The organism is Vibrio sp. Vb1018 (assembly GCF_033338775.1).
In the GTDB taxonomy this organism is placed as follows: Bacteria; Pseudomonadota; Gammaproteobacteria; order Enterobacterales; family Vibrionaceae; genus Vibrio; species Vibrio alginolyticus.
Window position 1 is genome coordinate 138,513 of record NZ_JAWOTI010000002.1, and the last position, 15,781, is coordinate 154,293.

Consider the following 15,781-nt stretch of genomic DNA (forward strand, 5'->3'; position numbering starts at 1 on the left):
GGCATTTGAGCACCTCTTAACCCATTTAGCTTGTCGCTCGTTAGCTTGTATCTCGATGCGTAGCTCAAACGAAGCTGCAATTACGCAACCTGAAGGTATATACTCTCTAAGTTATTGTTGAAAAGAGCGAATACTTTGTCTCAACCAAGTAGAATTACCTTTGTCACTGCGAACTTGTTTAATTTTGTCGCACCGCCTAACGCTTACTATGATTTCGAGAACATATACTCGTTAGAGCAATGGCGAGACAAACTTTCGTGGACGCAACGTCAAGTTGAAAAACTGGAAGGCGACGTGATTGGCTTACAAGAAGTATTCAGTATCGAGAAGACCCAGGCATTCTTTTCAACCATCGGCTACCCCTACTTTGCGACCGTTGACACCCCACATGTTGAGGATGAGTACATTTACTCAAGCCCTGTTGTGGCAATCGCATCTCGGTTTCCAATAGAAAAAGTACAAGCGGTAGAGTTTGACTTAGCAACGCTTGAGCCTTTTGGAGTAAGTGTTGTTCCAGAGTTCAGTCGCAAACCTATCTATGCCCAAGTAATACATCCTGTACTTGGTCATATCGCCGTTTACGTAACGCACCTGAAATCTCAACGCCCAGCCGACTCAGAACAACCAGAAACGTCTAGCACGATTATTGGGCGCTGGTTATCCACCCAGCAAAGAGGCTGGGAAGCAGCGATGTTAAGAGACGCGATGCAAAAGAGGTATCGAAAAGAACCAATGCCGACAGTGTTAATGGGCGATATGAATCAACCTATCACTCCTATCAGCGTTAACAGCTCATTAGTATCCAATACTAGTGACAGCGTCACTGAATTACAACTCAAAGATGGTTGGTTATTGCAAAGTGACCCCCTGAAGGATGAACGCCCAGCCACGCACTATCATTTTTCCACTGGGAATGTACTCGACTATATCTTGCTCTCACAAGAGTTTGACACCTTATCAGATATATCGGTTGCCGAGGTTGTTGACTATCAGGTGTCTAACCAACATCTGATCAACCCGATTTATGACAGAGATAAAAACGCCAGCGACCACGCATTTGTGGCGCTGACGGCTGAAGTAAAGCTTTGAGCAACCTATTTAGTGACTTAGTGACGTCTCACAATTTTACGCGGGATAAGTTCTACGCCAGGCTTGTAACGCTTAGCGGAAGCGTTGAGTGCTAACTCCATTGCGCTGTCCGCGATCAACTCAAACTGTTGAGGCAAAGAGTTGATTTTCACAGGCAAGAAGTCCAGCAGTCGATTATCACCAAATGTCGCTAAACGCACCTTTCCCATCAGTTCTGGTTTTTCTAGCATTACATCCAACACACCTTCTAACAGTGTGTATGACGTTGTAACAATGGCATCTGGCAATGCGTTCTCTGTTAACCATCTCTCTAAGACTTTCTTGCCTTCTTCCCGGGAGAAGTGTTGTCCATAACCCACTGTTGCCGTTTTACCACCTTGTTGAGAAGCAGATAGAAAACCGAGCTCACGCTCTTTTGAGACTTGAAGATCTTGCAATGCACCGATTAAGCCAATGGACTTAATATCCTCTGACAGTACTGACTGAGTGAGTTCAAGTGCGGCATCAAAATCTTCGCTGATGACACAACAAAAGTGCTCATCATCCATTGGACGGTCTAGCGCGATAACTGGCGTACCAGAATTTTGCAACTTAAGATAATACTCGTTTGCAGTGGGCATACCACTTGCCACAAACAACGCATCAATACGACGACTGACTAATGCTTCCGCCACCTTTTGCTCTGTCTCAGGATCATCATCAGAGCAGCCAATCAAAATTTGGTACCCCGCTTTCCGAGAGTTCTGCTCTATCAACTTTGCAAGACGCGCATAACTGGTGTTCTCTAAGTCTGGGATGATAAGCCCAAATGAGCGTGAATTACCTGCCCGCAAGGAAGACGCCGCATGATCTGGCTTATAATTGTACTCATCTACAACGGCCATCACCTTTTTCTGAGTCTTCTCGCTGATGCGGTATTTCTGCGCTTTTCCGTTAATCACATAGCTTGCAGTTGTCTTAGAAACACCCGCTAATTTGGCTATTTCATCCAGTGTCATATTCTAAACCTTATTCTGTGCGCGCGATCATATTAATACATCAACGATCTTTCGATAAGTTGAATTATAAGCTGAACCGATTCAGTATAAAAGCTGAAAGGATTCAGCAAAACTTAAAAATTGACGTAAATCACCTGAATACACAACAAACCAATTTGTGAGCTAGGCTATAGGACAGCGGCAAAGGCTCGTTTGTTAACGTCAGTTTTTAAAACAGTTTTTCTGAGTCTTTTAAAAAATTTACCAACAAGCTGAATCGATTTAGCTTGAAATATAAAAGGTTTGAGGAGTGATAAGCGCTCAGAAGAAGCGGCGTTCAACTTCTCACACAGAATACATTTTTAAATTGATACCTTAAGGCTGGAGAAGCACCATGCTTAAGCTAAATAAGAACGACATTACCCTCTCGCAATCAGCGACAGATAAGTTTGAAGCAATAAAGAGTATTGCTCATAGCCTGACTGATAAAGGCCTAGTTGAGCAAGGTTACGTTGAAGGCATGCTAAACCGTGAAAACCAAAACTCTACGTTTTTGGGGAACGGTATTGCAATACCGCACGGTACAACCGACACTCGTGCAATGGTGAAAACAACGGGTGTTGCTGTGCACCACTTCCCACAAGGTGTCGACTGGGGTGATGGCAATACTGTGTTCGTCGCTATCGGTATCGCAGCTAAATCTGATGAGCACCTTGGCATTCTTAAACAGCTCACCAAAGTGCTAGGCGCAGATGGCGTAGAAGAACGTCTGCGTAATGCAAAAAATGAAGACGAAATCATCGCCCTACTGCACGGTGATGTTCAGCTTGAAGCAGACTTTGACGCTTCTTTAATTCAACTGATGTTCCCTGCGAGCGACATGCTACAGATGAGTGCTGTTGCTGGTGGTCTGTTGAAAAATACGGGATGTGCTGATAACGAATTCGTTGCAGATCTCGTTACCAAACAACCAACTCACTTAGGTAATGGCCTGTGGTTAATTGGCAGTGACAAACATGTCACTCGCACAGGTGTGTCATTTGTCTCGACGGCAAACGACTGCGAATATGAAGGTCAAAAAGTGCGTGCACTTGTCGCGTTCGCGGCATGTAACAATGCTCACCAACCTATCCTAAAAACGCTTTCTAATATTGTGTTTAACAATGAACACGGCAAGCTTTTAGATGCATCAGTAGAACAGATTCTTGCTTTGTTCAAAGGTGAAGAAGTCACAGCTGCATCTTCAGAAGAAGGCAATACCGCTGTATTTAAAATCAAAAACTCTCACGGCCTACATGCTCGTCCGGGGGCAATGTTAGTCGCAGAAGCGAAAAAGTTTGAATCCACTATACGTGTTTCCAACCTAGACGGAGATGGAAAAGCAGTAAACGCGAAGAGCCTAATGAAAGTCATCGCGCTGGGCGTTAAGCACGGTCACCAACTTCAATTTACAGCAGAAGGCCCTGATGCGCCGCAAGCCTTGGAGTCTATCGGAAATGCAATCGCTTCTGGCCTTGGTGAAGGTTAAGGATCCGATATGACAAACAAAACAAATAAGGTTGTCACTATTACGCTCAACCCGGCATTGGATTTAACAGGTTCAGTAAATGAACTAAACGTTGGTTCCGTGAGCTTAGTACAGCAAAGCAATCTCCACGCTGCAGGTAAAGGTGTCAACGTAGCAAAAGTGTTGAGCGATTTAGGCGCAGACGTCACGGTTACCGGCTTTCTTGGTAAAGATAACCCTGAGCTATTCCATCAGCTTTTCAATGACATCGGCGTTAAGAATGAGTTTGTAGAAGTACAAGGTGCAACTCGTATCAACGTCAAGCTCGTTGAGGCTAATGGAAACGTTAGTGACATTAACTTCCCTGGTGTTCAAGTTACGGCAGAAGAAATCGCGCGCTTTGAAGAAACCCTATTCCGCCTTGCTGAAACACACGATTACTTTGTATTGGCAGGCAGCCTACCGGGCGGTGTTACTGCAGAGCAATGCGCTGCATGGATAGAAGCACTGCATCAACAAGGCAAAAAGGTGTTGTTCGACAGTAGCAAAGCCGCATTGAAGTCAGGTATTGATGCTCACCCATGGTTAATTAAACCTAACGATGAAGAACTTGGTGATTTTGTTGGCGAACATCTAGCAACACCTGAACAGTGCCAAGCTGCAGCGCAAACACTGAGCGACAAAGGCATAGAAAACATCGTGGTTTCTATGGGACCTGACGGTGTTATGTGGCTCAACCAAGGCGAATGGCTTAGTGCAAAACCGCCTCGAATGCATGTCGTGAGCACCGTTGGCGCAGGCGATACGCTGGTCGCTGGCTTGTGTTGGGGCCACATGCAACTGATGCCTAAAAACGATTTATTGCGCTTCGCTACGGCACTTTCTGCTTTGGCAGTTAGTCAAGTTGGCGTAGGGCTAACCAGTCAGGAAGAACTGGAAAATATCAAGCGACAAACTGAAGTTAGCGCGCTTTACCCTATTACAAACTTAGAACAAAACTAAGGAACAGAAGGTTATCGTATGAATATTGCCATTATTACTGCCTGTCCGAGCGGTGTAGCAAATAGCATCCTTGCGGCAGGATTACTAGAACAAGCCGCCGCAAAATTAAACTGGAATGCCAAAATAGAATGTCAATCAAGTGTGGTTGAACCAACACTATTGACGGAAGCTGACGTTGAACAAGCAGAAGTCATTGTCATTGCGGCAAATACTAGCGTCGACACTTCTCGTTTTGTAGGAAAAAAGGTTTACCAAGCGGAAATTAGCGAAGTAGCAAAAGACGCAACTGCGTTTCTCCAGCAAGCGGTTGAAAACGCCACTTTACTTGAAAAAGCAACCACACTTGCAGCCCCTATCACTACAGATACAACATCAGCATCAAAGAAGATTGTTGCAATCACGGCATGCCCTACTGGCGTTGCGCATACCTTTATGGCGGCAGAAGCTTTAGAAGAAGAAGGCAAGCGTCGTGGCCATCAAATCAAGGTGGAAACTCGTGGTTCAGTTGGCGCTAAAAACCAACTGACTGAGCAAGAAATTGCAGATGCCGATCTGGTGATCATTGCTGCGGATATTGAAGTGCCACTTGATCGCTTTAACGGAAAAAAGATGTACCGCACGAAAACAGGCCCAGCTCTGAAAAAAACAGCCGAAGAGATGGACAAAGCATTCGAGCAAGCCACGATTTACCAACATTCAGGTTCTGCAAATTCTGCTTCGGCAGCAGACGAGAAGAAAGGCGCTTACAAACACTTGATGACAGGGGTATCGCACATGCTGCCTGTGGTTGTCGCTGGTGGTTTGATCATCGCCCTATCGTTCGTGTTTGGTATTGAAGCATTTAAAGAAGAAGGCACACTAGCAGCAGCCTTGATGAACATTGGTGGTGGCTCTGCATTCGCATTGATGATTCCTGTACTTGCTGGCTATATTGCGTTTTCAATCGCTGACCGTCCTGGTCTGGCTCCTGGTCTTGTTGGTGGTATGCTAGCAAGTTCAACGGGTGCTGGTTTCCTAGGTGGTATCGCAGCTGGCTTCATTGCCGGTTACGCAGCGAAACTCCTCGCAGATAAGGTGAAACTGCCACAATCGATGGAGGCGCTTAAACCGATTCTGATCATTCCATTTGTAGCAACATTGTTCACTGGCCTTGTGATGATCTACATCGTAGGCGGCCCAGTTTCAGGCATCATGAACGGCCTGACTGACTTCCTAAACAACATGGGATCTGACAGTGCAGTACTACTGGGTATTATCCTTGGCGCAATGATGTGTTTCGACCTAGGAGGCCCTGTCAACAAAGCCGCTTACGCATTTGGTGTTGGCCTTTTGGCTTCACAAACTTACGCGCCAATGGCGGCAATCATGGCCGCAGGTATGGTTCCTGCGCTAGGTATGGGTTTAGCGACCTTCATTGCGAAGAACAAATTTGAACAAAATGAACGTGAGGCAGGTAAAGCATCATTTGTCTTGGGCCTTTGTTTCATCTCTGAAGGCGCAATTCCATTTGCTGCGAAAGATCCAATGCGCGTGATTCCATCTTGTATGGCAGGTGGCGCACTTACTGGTGCCCTATCGATGCTATTCGGTGCGAAATTAATGGCACCACACGGCGGTCTATTCGTGCTGCTAATTCCTAACGCAATTTCACCAGTATTAATGTATTTAGTGGCTATTGCAGCAGGTACAGCGGTAACTGGCTTTACTTACGCATTCTTAAAAAGCAAAGCAGAAGCGAAACAAGAAGTCGCAGCTTAATTAGAGCGACTCCGGTTAACAATGCCACCCTCGAATTTGGCATTTAGCACCTCCCTTTAATTCCGGTTAAGGGAGGTGTTTTTTATTCCGCAGCCGGAACGGCTACAATGTCTACTTCCCCACTGCTCATATCCACCGTTGCTTGATAAGCGCTATGCGGGTCACCGTAGTGCTTGAAGGTAAAGTGGTAAACGTTAGCTGGCGTCCACAAGGTTTTTGACTCTGCGGGCAGAATGTCATAGCCGTCTTGCTGATAAAGCTCTGTCGCCATTACATTTGCGATTGCCGCCTGCTGGTTAGCGTCTCGATCCACCTTTTGCTCTAGTGACGGGTTACTTGGATAAGACTCACCGTTGTACCTCATGAGTCGATATGAGCCATTACTCCAAACGATAAAGTCCTGCCAACCATTACTGTAACTGTCGGCTAGTACAATAGGCGTGCGAGTTACCGACATTCGATTAATAACGTTTCCCTCATTATCAAACATATATGCAGAGCAGCCACCACTACCACAGAAATAGCGATCTTGAAGCAACACTATGTGTTCTGCCTTGCCGTCGCTGTTTAGGTCGGCGCTACCCGATAGATAACGTAGATTGTCTTGCTCGAGCGACAGCCCTTCAGGGGCTAAAACCTTACTATCAATCCAACTGGAAATGACTTCAGCACTAACACTGTTGACTTTAGGGGCAGGTTGTTTGGTTTCTGTCGGCATGCTATCCGTCGCGGTGCAGCCAACCAAGGTGAAAGAACCAACGAAGAAGAGTCCGTTTAATATACGCTTATTCATGTAATCTCAATCTTTGATGTGTCGTTACATCAGTATACGCATGATTTGCATTGTAATCGTAAGAAAATCATTAAAATCAAGCAAATGAATGGTTTGGTATATATTAGTAAGATCAAAAAAGCCCCGAAGAAAACCTTCAGGGCTAGGCAGGAAGCTGGCAAATAGCCAGGAGTCCCTATGCAGTGGTCGGTTTTACCCTAAACAGAATTGCAAACATCACTGGCACCACTATCAGTGTCAGTACAGTAGCAAAACCAAGACCTGCCATAATCGTTATTGCCATCGAACCAAAAAAGGCGTCGAAGACCAATGGAATCATCCCCAAGATAGTTGTTAGTGCCGCCATACTTACCGGACGAACGCGGCTTATCGCACTATCAACAATCGCGAGGTAAGGATCTTTACCAGACTCCAACTCAAGGTTAATTTGGTCAAGCAACACAATACCGTTTTTCAAAATCATGCCACTTAGGCTTAACAAACCAAGGAATGCTGTAAAACTGAACGGCATGTTCGTGGTAAGCAAACCAAAAGCAACGCCAATGATCGCTAACGGAACGGTGAACCAAATGACCAACGGTTTTTTGATTGAGTTAAACAGTAAAATAGTAATGATGAACATCAACAAGTAACCCATCGGCAATGAACCGAATAGGCCTTCTTGTGCATCTTTGGATGATTCGTACTCACCACCCCATGTGATTTCGTATCCTTCTGGAACATGCAATGCCATCACTTTAGGCTGTACACGAGCAAATAAGCTTGCTGCCGTGTCGTCACTCAACACATCATGGTCCGCGAGAACGGTTAACGTACGCTTACGGTCACGACGCTGAATTAGCGGCTCACTCCAATCCAGTTGAACGCCATCAATCACTTGATCAACCGGAATGTACGTTTGCAACGAAGGACTCCAAATGGTCACGTTTTGTAGTGATTCAAAATCTACGCGTTCTTCTTCAGGAAGGCGTGTCATAATTGGCAACGTATGTGTACCATCACGCAAGTAACCTAAGGTGCTACCACCAAACGCCATTTGCAGTGTGCTTGAAAGATCTTCTTTCGAAATACCTAAGCGACGAGCTTTAGACTCATTGAAAACGGGTACAAGTTCCTTGGTGCGCTCTCGCCAATCGTGACGAATGTTTCGGGCACCAGGGTCGGTATGAAGGATGTCTTCGACTTGCACCGCCAAGTCACGTAAAACTTGTGGATCAGGGCCAGTAATACGCGCTTCGATCTTAGACGCTGGTGATGGACCAAATTCCATCAATTTAAACTGGAACGTAGGCGCATCAAATGTTTTCGCCAGATTCGCATCTAACTTATGCAGTAAACCAAACATTTTCTCACGATCAGTCGCGCGAACTTGGAACTGCGCGTACGCTTCGTAACTTTTTTCTGGTTGATAGGTTAAAGCAAAACGCTGTAGGCCCTGCCCAATCGAAGCAGAAACAAAGTCAATATCATCTTGCTGACGAATGTAGCTTTCGATCTCTTCAGCTTTTTTGATCGTTTCACGGATGTCAGTACCCTCTGGCATCCACATATCCACGTAGAACATCGGCGTATTCGATGGTGGGAAGAACTGCTGTTTTACATTACCAAATGCCACGACAGCACCCACTAATAGCGCCACCATGCCAGCAACGGTAAGCCAGCGGAATCGCAATGCAAATTTCAGTGATGCCCCAAATACGACAAACAACCAGCCTTTATAAGGATCATCTTCGCTAGTACCCTGCTCTTTGTTTTCCTCTTTCAACAAAAGATCGGCAAGGAAAGGCGTCAGTGTAATAGCGGTAATCCAGCTTAAAAATAGTGAGAAACACAGCACCCAGAATAGAGAGCCCATGAACTCACCTGTCGCATCTTGCGACAAGCCGATAGGTGCAAAAGCCGTAATTGCAATAACAGTTGCGCCCAGCAAAGGCCATTGTGTTTGCTTTACAATATCGACAGCCGCTTGAACTTTGGTACGCCCTTTCTTTAGGCCAACCAATATGCCTTCCACGACAACAATCGCGTTATCAACCAGCATACCCAAGGCAATAATTAACGCGCCAAGAGAAATACGATGCAGTTCGATGTTGTTGTAATTCATCAAAATGAAGGTACCAAATACCGTCAATAACAACACAACTCCAATGATGACACCACTGCGTAAACCCATAGTAAACAGCAACACAATGATTACGATCGCCACTGCCTCCGCTAGACTAATTACAAACGCTTTAACAGATTCATCCACCTCATTGGCTTGGTTGTAAAAGTAGTTCATATCGATGCCAGCAGGCTTGATAGACTCTAGGCTCGCGAGCTCCGCATCCAAACGTTCACCAACCTCAACCACGTTCACACCCGACGCAAACGAGATACCGATATTAATCGCTTTTTGACCGTTAAAGAGTACGACGTTGCCTGGCTTCTCTTGAATACCGCGAGAAATCGTTGCTACGTCTTTTAGACGAATTAGATTTCCTGTGTCACGGCCATGAATGATCAGATTTTCTAGTGCTTCTACAGTGTTTAAGGTGCCGCTTGGGCGAATAACAAGGCTTTCGCCATTGACCATCACTTCACCTGCTGAAACCACATTGTTTTGCTGGTTCAACAAGCTCGAAACCACATTCATGTCTAAGTTCAGTGCAGCAAGGCGATCAAGTGAGATCTCAACGAATAGCATTTCTTGCTGATCGCCCGTAATGTCTACCTTACCAACACCATCAACAAGCTCGATTTCACGGGTCAGGTAATCCGCATAACGTTTCAGCTCTACATAGTCGTAATCGTCACCAGTGAGCATTAACATCACGCCATAAACGTCACCGAAATCATCAATGATCTGTAAAGACTGAACACCTTGAGGCAATGATGGTCGTAAATCATTAATTTTACGGCGCATTTCATCCCAAATTTGCGGCAGTTCATCAGGACCATAGTCCATTTCCATGCTCACCGTTATTTGAGACATACCATTAGAAGACGTAGAGGTAATTTTGTCGATATAAGGGAGTTTTCGAATCTCTTTTTCTAGAGGATACGTCAGTTCTTCTTCAACTTCTTTTGACGTCGCGCCAGGGTATGTTGAGATAATCATGGCATCTTTGATCGTAAATGCCGGGTCTTCTAATCGTCCAAGCTCCAAAAATGACGTTAAACCACCAACAGCAAGGATAATAATGAACAACCAGCTGATGACTTTGTTTTTTATTGAATACTCAGCAATGTTCATTATTGGTTATTCTCCACAACATCCACATGTTTACCTTCGCGTAATTTACGCAGATTTGAATTAATCAGAATATCGCCCTGGCTAACACCTGACGACACAATGGCTCCATTGCCATTCACTTGAGAAATCATGACAGGCACCCGTGTGACAATGTCACCTTCTTTTTTCCACACAAAGAACTCATTCCCTTCACTGCCTGCTTGAAGCGCCGTGACAGGAACACTGTAACCATCAATAGAGGTAATGCCCGCCTTCACCATATCGACCAAAACGCTTACGCTGGTTCCCGGCAATATCTCTGTTTTTGGCTGTGGCATCGTCAAGTACATTTCGTAGGTTTGAGTTTCAGCGTTGGGTTCACTTGTGTGCTCTAAATAGTCCAAAGCAAATCTGCCATCGATGCCGGAGAAGGTTGCTCTAGGCTTGTAGCTCATGCTGTCTGAGTTTGGGTCTACCATCGCTAAAACATTGTCGGAAAACTCAATGCGCACGTAAACCAAATCGTTTTGGTATAGGTTTAACACGGGTTCACCAATTGCCACACGCTCAAAACGTTCTTTGAAAACATCAGATACTTTACCGGCGAACGGGGCGAATAAACGGGTGTAATTCAATTGATTGGTCGCGTTATAGAAAGTAGCCTCAGCTAGCTCTTTATTGGCGGTTAGCTCATCAAGTTCCGCTTTTGAAATCATTTGACGTGCATGCAAGTCTTCACCGCGTTTAAGCTGACGAATTGCAAGTGTGTATTGTGCTTCTGCGTCATTCACGGCTTGCTTCTCTTTGCTATCATCTAGCTTTGCGATCATTTGCCCCTGCTTCACAACGTCACCCGCTTTAACCAATACGTGCTGAACTTCCCCAGCGCGGCGAAATGCCATTGGCGTTTGCTCTGCAGGCACTACTATGCCTTTGAACGCGCGATGTTGACTTTGTACTGGTGCATCCACCGAGATAGTCGACACAAAAAGTGGCTGCTCGACGATAGCTTGGTTTTCATTTTTGCACCCTGTTAAAACTGCAAGTGCAATCGCAGAGATCGTAAGTAGAGAACGTTTCATTAAATGCCTCCCTCACGAACCCAAGCTTTCACCACTTGTCCTTCAACCAGTCTCTCAACACCAGCAATAACAACGTAATCATTGTTATCAAGCCCGGCTTTCACACCACCTGCTGCGTCAAGTGACACAGTGACTTTATTGACCTGCTGCGTGCTTCTGTCCATTACCCAAACTTCACCTTGCGTCCCATTTTTGTTGACCCAAGCAGACTGAGGTAACGTCATCGCGTCCGATACATGTTGTTTAGCAATGTGTACCTGCCCAGTCATACCTGTCAGCAAATTGCGATCTTCTGGTCGAGTGATGGTCACGATCGCCTCATAACTATTGATATCGATGTTTGGCTGCGTCGAAATTTCTTTAAATTGCCCAGGGATACGTTTTCCTGGCTCGCTATCCATCGTCACCCACATATCGGAGTTTTGCAGTGACTCGAGTGATACAGATTCCGCATAACTTACTGGCAAGGTGAAAGATACATCCAACGCCGTGTTATCAATGAGATTCAAGATCTCCTGCTTCTCTGCGACTACTTGAAACGGGTTGACATAGGTATATGACACAATGCCATCAAACGGTGCGTGAATTTTGGTATAGCTCAAATCGGTTTTAGCTTGTTCGTAGTTCGCCAATGCCGCTTTATATTGAGTTTCTTTCTGATCGTACTCATCAGTACTAATGAGTTTTTTTCCGTAAAGGTTTTTCGCGCGGTCCCATTGTGTTTTCGCTAACGCGTACTGCGCTTGAGCGGCATCTAACGCAAGCTGAAGATCTTTAGGGTCTAACGTTGCGAGCACTTCACCTTTTTGGACTTTTTGACCCATGCGTACACGTAATTCATCAACCTCTCCACCAACCTGAAAAGAAAGCTGCGCGCGATATGTTGCATCAATACGCGCTAAAAAGGCGTGCGAGTCTTCAAGTTCTAGGTCTTTGACCGCCAGTAATTTTACAGGTTTGATTAAAGGTTCAGACGGCTCAGAAATGGCTTTATTACACCCAGTTAGCATCCCAGAAAGACTTAATGTCACCACTGCGCCAACTAAAGTGCGCTTTAAATATTGTTTTCGCACCCGCTTTCTCCGTAGGTTTTATATATTACACAGCCGTGCAGTATAAGCAGAATTTGAAATTGATCAACATATTTTCCAGGTGGATAGCAAATTAATTAGTCAAAGCGTTCGGTTTCTGGTAAAAGTAAGCGCGTGATTAATATTCGGGAAAATTCGAACTATGAATGAAAGAAAGCAGGGGCGTAGAAGTGCTGAAGCAGCAGAACAAACTAAGTGTCTGATCCTTAAAGTGGCAGCAGATATGTTTTGTGAACTTGGTTACGAGCGTGTCTCGCTGCGCAATATCAGTGAAAAGGCTGGTGTTTCACATAGTTTGATCCGTCACCACTTCGGCAGCAAAGAGAAAATCTGGCAAGCGGTTAGCGATGCAATGGACGAGTTCATGCAGTGCTATATGGCTGAACTCATCAATGAAATGCCGGAGAACACACCTTCGAATAGAAAAATTTATCTGTTTATGGTTCGCATGCTAGCATTTGCTCTCGTCAATCCTCACCCAGTACAGATGATCGCCGATGCCATTCGACAAGGCGATGATGGTGCTCTGCTGCAGTATTTCTTAAAGTCAAAAGATGAGTTCGCTGCGATATTTACCGGAATTTTCGAGCAGTACAACAGCGAAAACCCTAATGCACAATTTGATCAGTGGGAATCAAAGTGGCAAATGTTGATCTTCGCACATGGTGCTGTCAGTCTCGCGCCAATGATGCAAGAAACATGGCCGGATATTGCAGATAATCGCGAAAAACTGCTGATCAAGCATTGGGAATTGTTTAATACCATTATGGCCTCTCAATTTGGGATCCCAAAAGAAGAGATGATTCATCCGGAAAAGCTTGAAGATATCGTTATTGATATGTGCTGTACTATTGATGAAGCAGTAAACTAAAAGTAAACAAGCGAAAAGAAGACATAAAAAATGCCGAGCTACAAAGCTCGGCATTTTTGTTTCAATTCGTTTTAACCACGGTAGTAACGTTGTGGTACGAACGGCATTTTTTCAACTGTCATTGGTAGCATTTTACCACGCACTTCAGCGAACACTTCAGTACCAATCGCCGCCAAATCCGCACGAACATAACCCATTGAGACTGGCTTACCTGCATTCGGACCCGCCGTACCGCTGGTTACAACGCCAATTTTAACGCCGTCAGCATCAAACAGTTCAACACCTTCACGCACTGGCGCTTTGGTTTGACCTACTAGACCCACACGCTTACGCGCCACATCTTTAGTCTCAATCTGCTTAAGAATAATGTCTGCGCCAGGGAAACCACCTTCACGTTCACCACCAATACGACGAACTTTTTGGATACCCCATAGCAAGCTCGCTTCAACAGGTGTTGTTGCTGTGTCTAGGTCATGACCGTATAGACAAAGGCCACACTCAAGACGAAGTGAATCACGAGCACCAAGGCCAATCCATTCAACTTCATCTTCCGCAGTCAGTTTACGTGCTAGCTCTTCCGCTTTGTCAGCAGGAACCGAGATTTCGTAACCGTCTTCGCCTGTATAACCACTACGAGAAACAATGCACTCGGCGCCTAAAACATCGACTTTACAAATATCCATGAACAGCATTTCAGAAACTTCTGGTGCAAAACGCGCCAATACAGCCGCCGCTTTAGGGCCTTGGATTGCAAGTAGAGCTCGGTCTTCGATAATTTCTAGCTCAACACCAGATGGTAAATGCGCTTGTAGGTGTGCGATATCTTGTGCTTTACATGCTGCGTTCACAACCACAAACAGATGATCGCCTAGGTTAGCCACCATCAAGTCGTCCATGATGCCGCCCTCTTCATTAGTGAAAAAAGCGTAACGCTGTTTACCAGACTCAAGATCCACAATATCCACTGGGACTAATGTTTCTAGGAACGCAGCTGCACCGTCACCAATTAGGCGAAGCTGTCCCATGTGAGAAACATCAAACAGACCTGCCGCATCACGAGTATGTAAGTGTTCCTTCTTTACGCCTAGAGGATACTGAACAGGCATATCGTAACCCGCGAACGGGACCATTTTGGCACCAACTTCAACGTGAAGTGCGTGTAGTGGTGTTTTCAGTAGTTCTTGAGTCATTTTCGTCTCCATTTAGATAGACCCGAGAATGCTATCGGCATTCGATGTGTTTCCAATAATAAACATGGCTCATTCTATTTTGCACGAACAAGACGTAGATCGACTTGCAAAAGTGTGACTCTTAACATTTTAATCACAACAAATCGTACAAAAAAAGCGCTTTAATGAGCAAGTTCTCATCAAAAAAGCGCTTTTTCATCATAACGACCACCAACAGCAATCGTTTGCTTTCACTATAGGAAATTTACAAGTATTTATCACTATTTGGCTGTCACCCACAAAATGAGCGCATCTTCCTCGCTAACACTGGTCAACATATGTCCCATATTTGCATCGTAATAAACGCTGTCTCCCTCGCTTAAAACAACAGGTTCGTAAAACTCAGAATAGAACATGACCTCACCAGATAAGATAAGTAAAAATTCTTCGCCGTCATGACGAACCCAGTCTTTATATTCATCAAAACTACGAGCTCGAATTTGGCTCTTAAACGGCATCATTTTCTTATTGGAAAGTTGAGTAGCGAGCAGTTCATGTTCATAAGTTTGTGTTGGGTGTGGTTTACCTTCATTCTTCTTGGTAACATCCCTGCGCCCTGTCGCTACCTTTTTTCTAGGTGGTTCAAAGAGTTGTGGCATGTCAATTTGTAAGCCTAGTGCCAATTTTTGCATCGCTTGAAACGTCGGGGAGATCTGCTCATTTTCTATTTTGCTCAGTGTAGATCGAGCAAGCCCGGTTCGCTGACTCGCTTCTTCTAATGTGATACCAAGTTTCGAGCGGATATCCTTAATACGCTGGCCCAGTTTTAACGGCTCGATATTTTGGTCATGTTGCTCTTTTGCCAACGTCATCGATGGGTATTCATCGTAAATACTTTCTGCCATAAATCCCTCTATAGATATCCATATTTTTTGTCTTACTCGCATTGTGCATGAAGCACATAGTGGATAGAAGTCCACCAAGTGAATTAAAGCGTGCTCTTGTTAACAAATTTTGAAATCTTGTTTCCTATAGGAAATTTTCGGTTGATTGTTCCCGCCACAGGCGCTATGTTACCAACTTGTTAGATGTAGAGATGCATATTTCCGTAAGAGATTGGTAAAGGAAACACGCAATCCAACGGAGTTTTTTGCCCAAATTTAGGGCCGGATGTTCACTCTGTTCTGCTACGCAGTTCAGCTGTTTTTGAGGACAAATGAACCACAAC

12 protein-coding genes are annotated in these 15,781 nt (G+C 45.0%); 5 read left to right on the forward strand and 7 right to left on the reverse strand.

From position 1 onward, the window contains the following. Positions 1-135 precede the first annotated feature (135 nt). Complete coding sequence (locus tag R7Z10_RS03035; RefSeq protein ID WP_053303578.1) at positions 136-1,089, forward strand: endonuclease/exonuclease/phosphatase family protein; 954 nt, start codon at positions 136-138, stop codon at positions 1,087-1,089. A gap of 17 nt (positions 1,090-1,106) precedes the next feature. Here the strand turns inward: R7Z10_RS03035 and cra are convergent, their stop codons facing one another. After that, entirely contained in the window at positions 1,107-2,087 is a 981-nt protein-coding gene (gene cra, locus R7Z10_RS03040; protein ID WP_318103887.1) for a catabolite repressor/activator, read from the reverse strand. A 373-nt stretch (positions 2,088-2,460) separates the two neighbouring features. On the opposite strand from cra, the gene fruB reads away from it, so the two are divergent. The 3 genes from fruB to fruA are packed head-to-tail and all read left to right on the forward strand — an operon-like array spanning position 2,461 to position 6,333. Beyond that, entirely contained in the window at positions 2,461-3,594 is a 1,134-nt protein-coding gene (gene fruB / locus R7Z10_RS03045) for a fused PTS fructose transporter subunit IIA/HPr protein (protein WP_005386065.1), read from the forward strand. A gap of 9 nt (positions 3,595-3,603) precedes the next feature. Then, positions 3,604-4,575 carry a 1-phosphofructokinase gene (pfkB, locus tag R7Z10_RS03050; RefSeq protein WP_042520798.1) on the forward strand — a complete coding sequence of 324 codons (972 nt, stop codon included), beginning with the start codon at positions 3,604-3,606 and terminating at the stop codon, positions 4,573-4,575. 18 nt (positions 4,576-4,593) lie between these two features. Continuing rightward, positions 4,594-6,333 (forward strand): PTS fructose transporter subunit IIBC, encoded by a 1,740-nt coding sequence (gene fruA, locus R7Z10_RS03055; RefSeq protein WP_033906530.1) that lies wholly within the window; start codon positions 4,594-4,596, stop codon positions 6,331-6,333. Positions 6,334-6,415: 82 nt separating this feature from the next. Here the strand turns inward: fruA and R7Z10_RS03060 are convergent, their stop codons facing one another. The 4 genes from R7Z10_RS03060 to R7Z10_RS03075 form a co-directional block, all read right to left on the reverse strand. Next, positions 6,416-7,126, reverse strand: a complete 711-nt coding sequence (locus tag R7Z10_RS03060; protein ID WP_318103888.1) for a hypothetical protein — start codon at positions 7,124-7,126, stop codon at positions 6,416-6,418. Between the two features lie 175 nt (positions 7,127-7,301). Further along, a complete protein-coding gene (locus R7Z10_RS03065; RefSeq protein WP_318103889.1) occupies positions 7,302-10,361 on the reverse strand; it encodes an efflux RND transporter permease subunit in 3,060 nt (1,019 codons plus the stop codon). Then, positions 10,361-11,422 carry an efflux RND transporter periplasmic adaptor subunit gene (locus R7Z10_RS03070; RefSeq protein WP_318103890.1) on the reverse strand — a complete coding sequence of 354 codons (1,062 nt, stop codon included), beginning with the start codon at positions 11,420-11,422 and terminating at the stop codon, positions 10,361-10,363. The genes R7Z10_RS03065 and R7Z10_RS03070 overlap by 1 nt, the downstream gene beginning before the upstream one ends. Next, a complete protein-coding gene (locus R7Z10_RS03075) occupies positions 11,422-12,495 on the reverse strand; it encodes an efflux RND transporter periplasmic adaptor subunit (protein ID WP_318103891.1) in 1,074 nt (357 codons plus the stop codon). The genes R7Z10_RS03070 and R7Z10_RS03075 overlap by 1 nt, the downstream gene beginning before the upstream one ends. Positions 12,496-12,655: 160 nt before the next feature. On the opposite strand from R7Z10_RS03075, the gene vdeR reads away from it, so the two are divergent. After that, positions 12,656-13,384 (forward strand): efflux transporter transcriptional repressor VdeR, encoded by a 729-nt coding sequence (gene vdeR / locus R7Z10_RS03080; RefSeq protein WP_005376423.1) that lies wholly within the window; start codon positions 12,656-12,658, stop codon positions 13,382-13,384. A 71-nt stretch (positions 13,385-13,455) separates the two neighbouring features. Here the strand turns inward: vdeR and gcvT are convergent, their stop codons facing one another. After that, entirely contained in the window at positions 13,456-14,574 is a 1,119-nt protein-coding gene (gene gcvT / locus R7Z10_RS03085) for a glycine cleavage system aminomethyltransferase GcvT (RefSeq protein ID WP_005376426.1), read from the reverse strand. Between the two features lie 260 nt (positions 14,575-14,834). Then, entirely contained in the window at positions 14,835-15,458 is a 624-nt protein-coding gene (locus R7Z10_RS03090) for a helix-turn-helix domain-containing protein (protein ID WP_005376429.1), read from the reverse strand. Positions 15,459-15,781: the final 323 nt, after the last annotated feature.

Coding starts and splice junctions, on each gene's coding strand:
- cra (WP_318103887.1), bottom strand. CDS start 2,087: ATGACACTGGATGAAATAGCCAAATTAGCGGGTGTTTCTAAGACAACT.
- fruB (WP_005386065.1), top strand. CDS start 2,461: ATGCTTAAGCTAAATAAGAACGACATTACCCTCTCGCAATCAGCGACA.
- pfkB (WP_042520798.1), top strand. CDS start 3,604: ATGACAAACAAAACAAATAAGGTTGTCACTATTACGCTCAACCCGGCA.
- fruA (WP_033906530.1), top strand. CDS start 4,594: ATGAATATTGCCATTATTACTGCCTGTCCGAGCGGTGTAGCAAATAGC.
- R7Z10_RS03060 (WP_318103888.1), bottom strand. CDS start 7,126: ATGAATAAGCGTATATTAAACGGACTCTTCTTCGTTGGTTCTTTCACC.
- R7Z10_RS03065 (WP_318103889.1), bottom strand. CDS start 10,361: ATGAACATTGCTGAGTATTCAATAAAAAACAAAGTCATCAGCTGGTTG.
- R7Z10_RS03070 (WP_318103890.1), bottom strand. CDS start 11,422: ATGAAACGTTCTCTACTTACGATCTCTGCGATTGCACTTGCAGTTTTA.
- vdeR (WP_005376423.1), top strand. CDS start 12,656: ATGAATGAAAGAAAGCAGGGGCGTAGAAGTGCTGAAGCAGCAGAACAA.
- gcvT (WP_005376426.1), bottom strand. CDS start 14,574: ATGACTCAAGAACTACTGAAAACACCACTACACGCACTTCACGTTGAA.
- R7Z10_RS03090 (WP_005376429.1), bottom strand. CDS start 15,458: ATGGCAGAAAGTATTTACGATGAATACCCATCGATGACGTTGGCAAAA.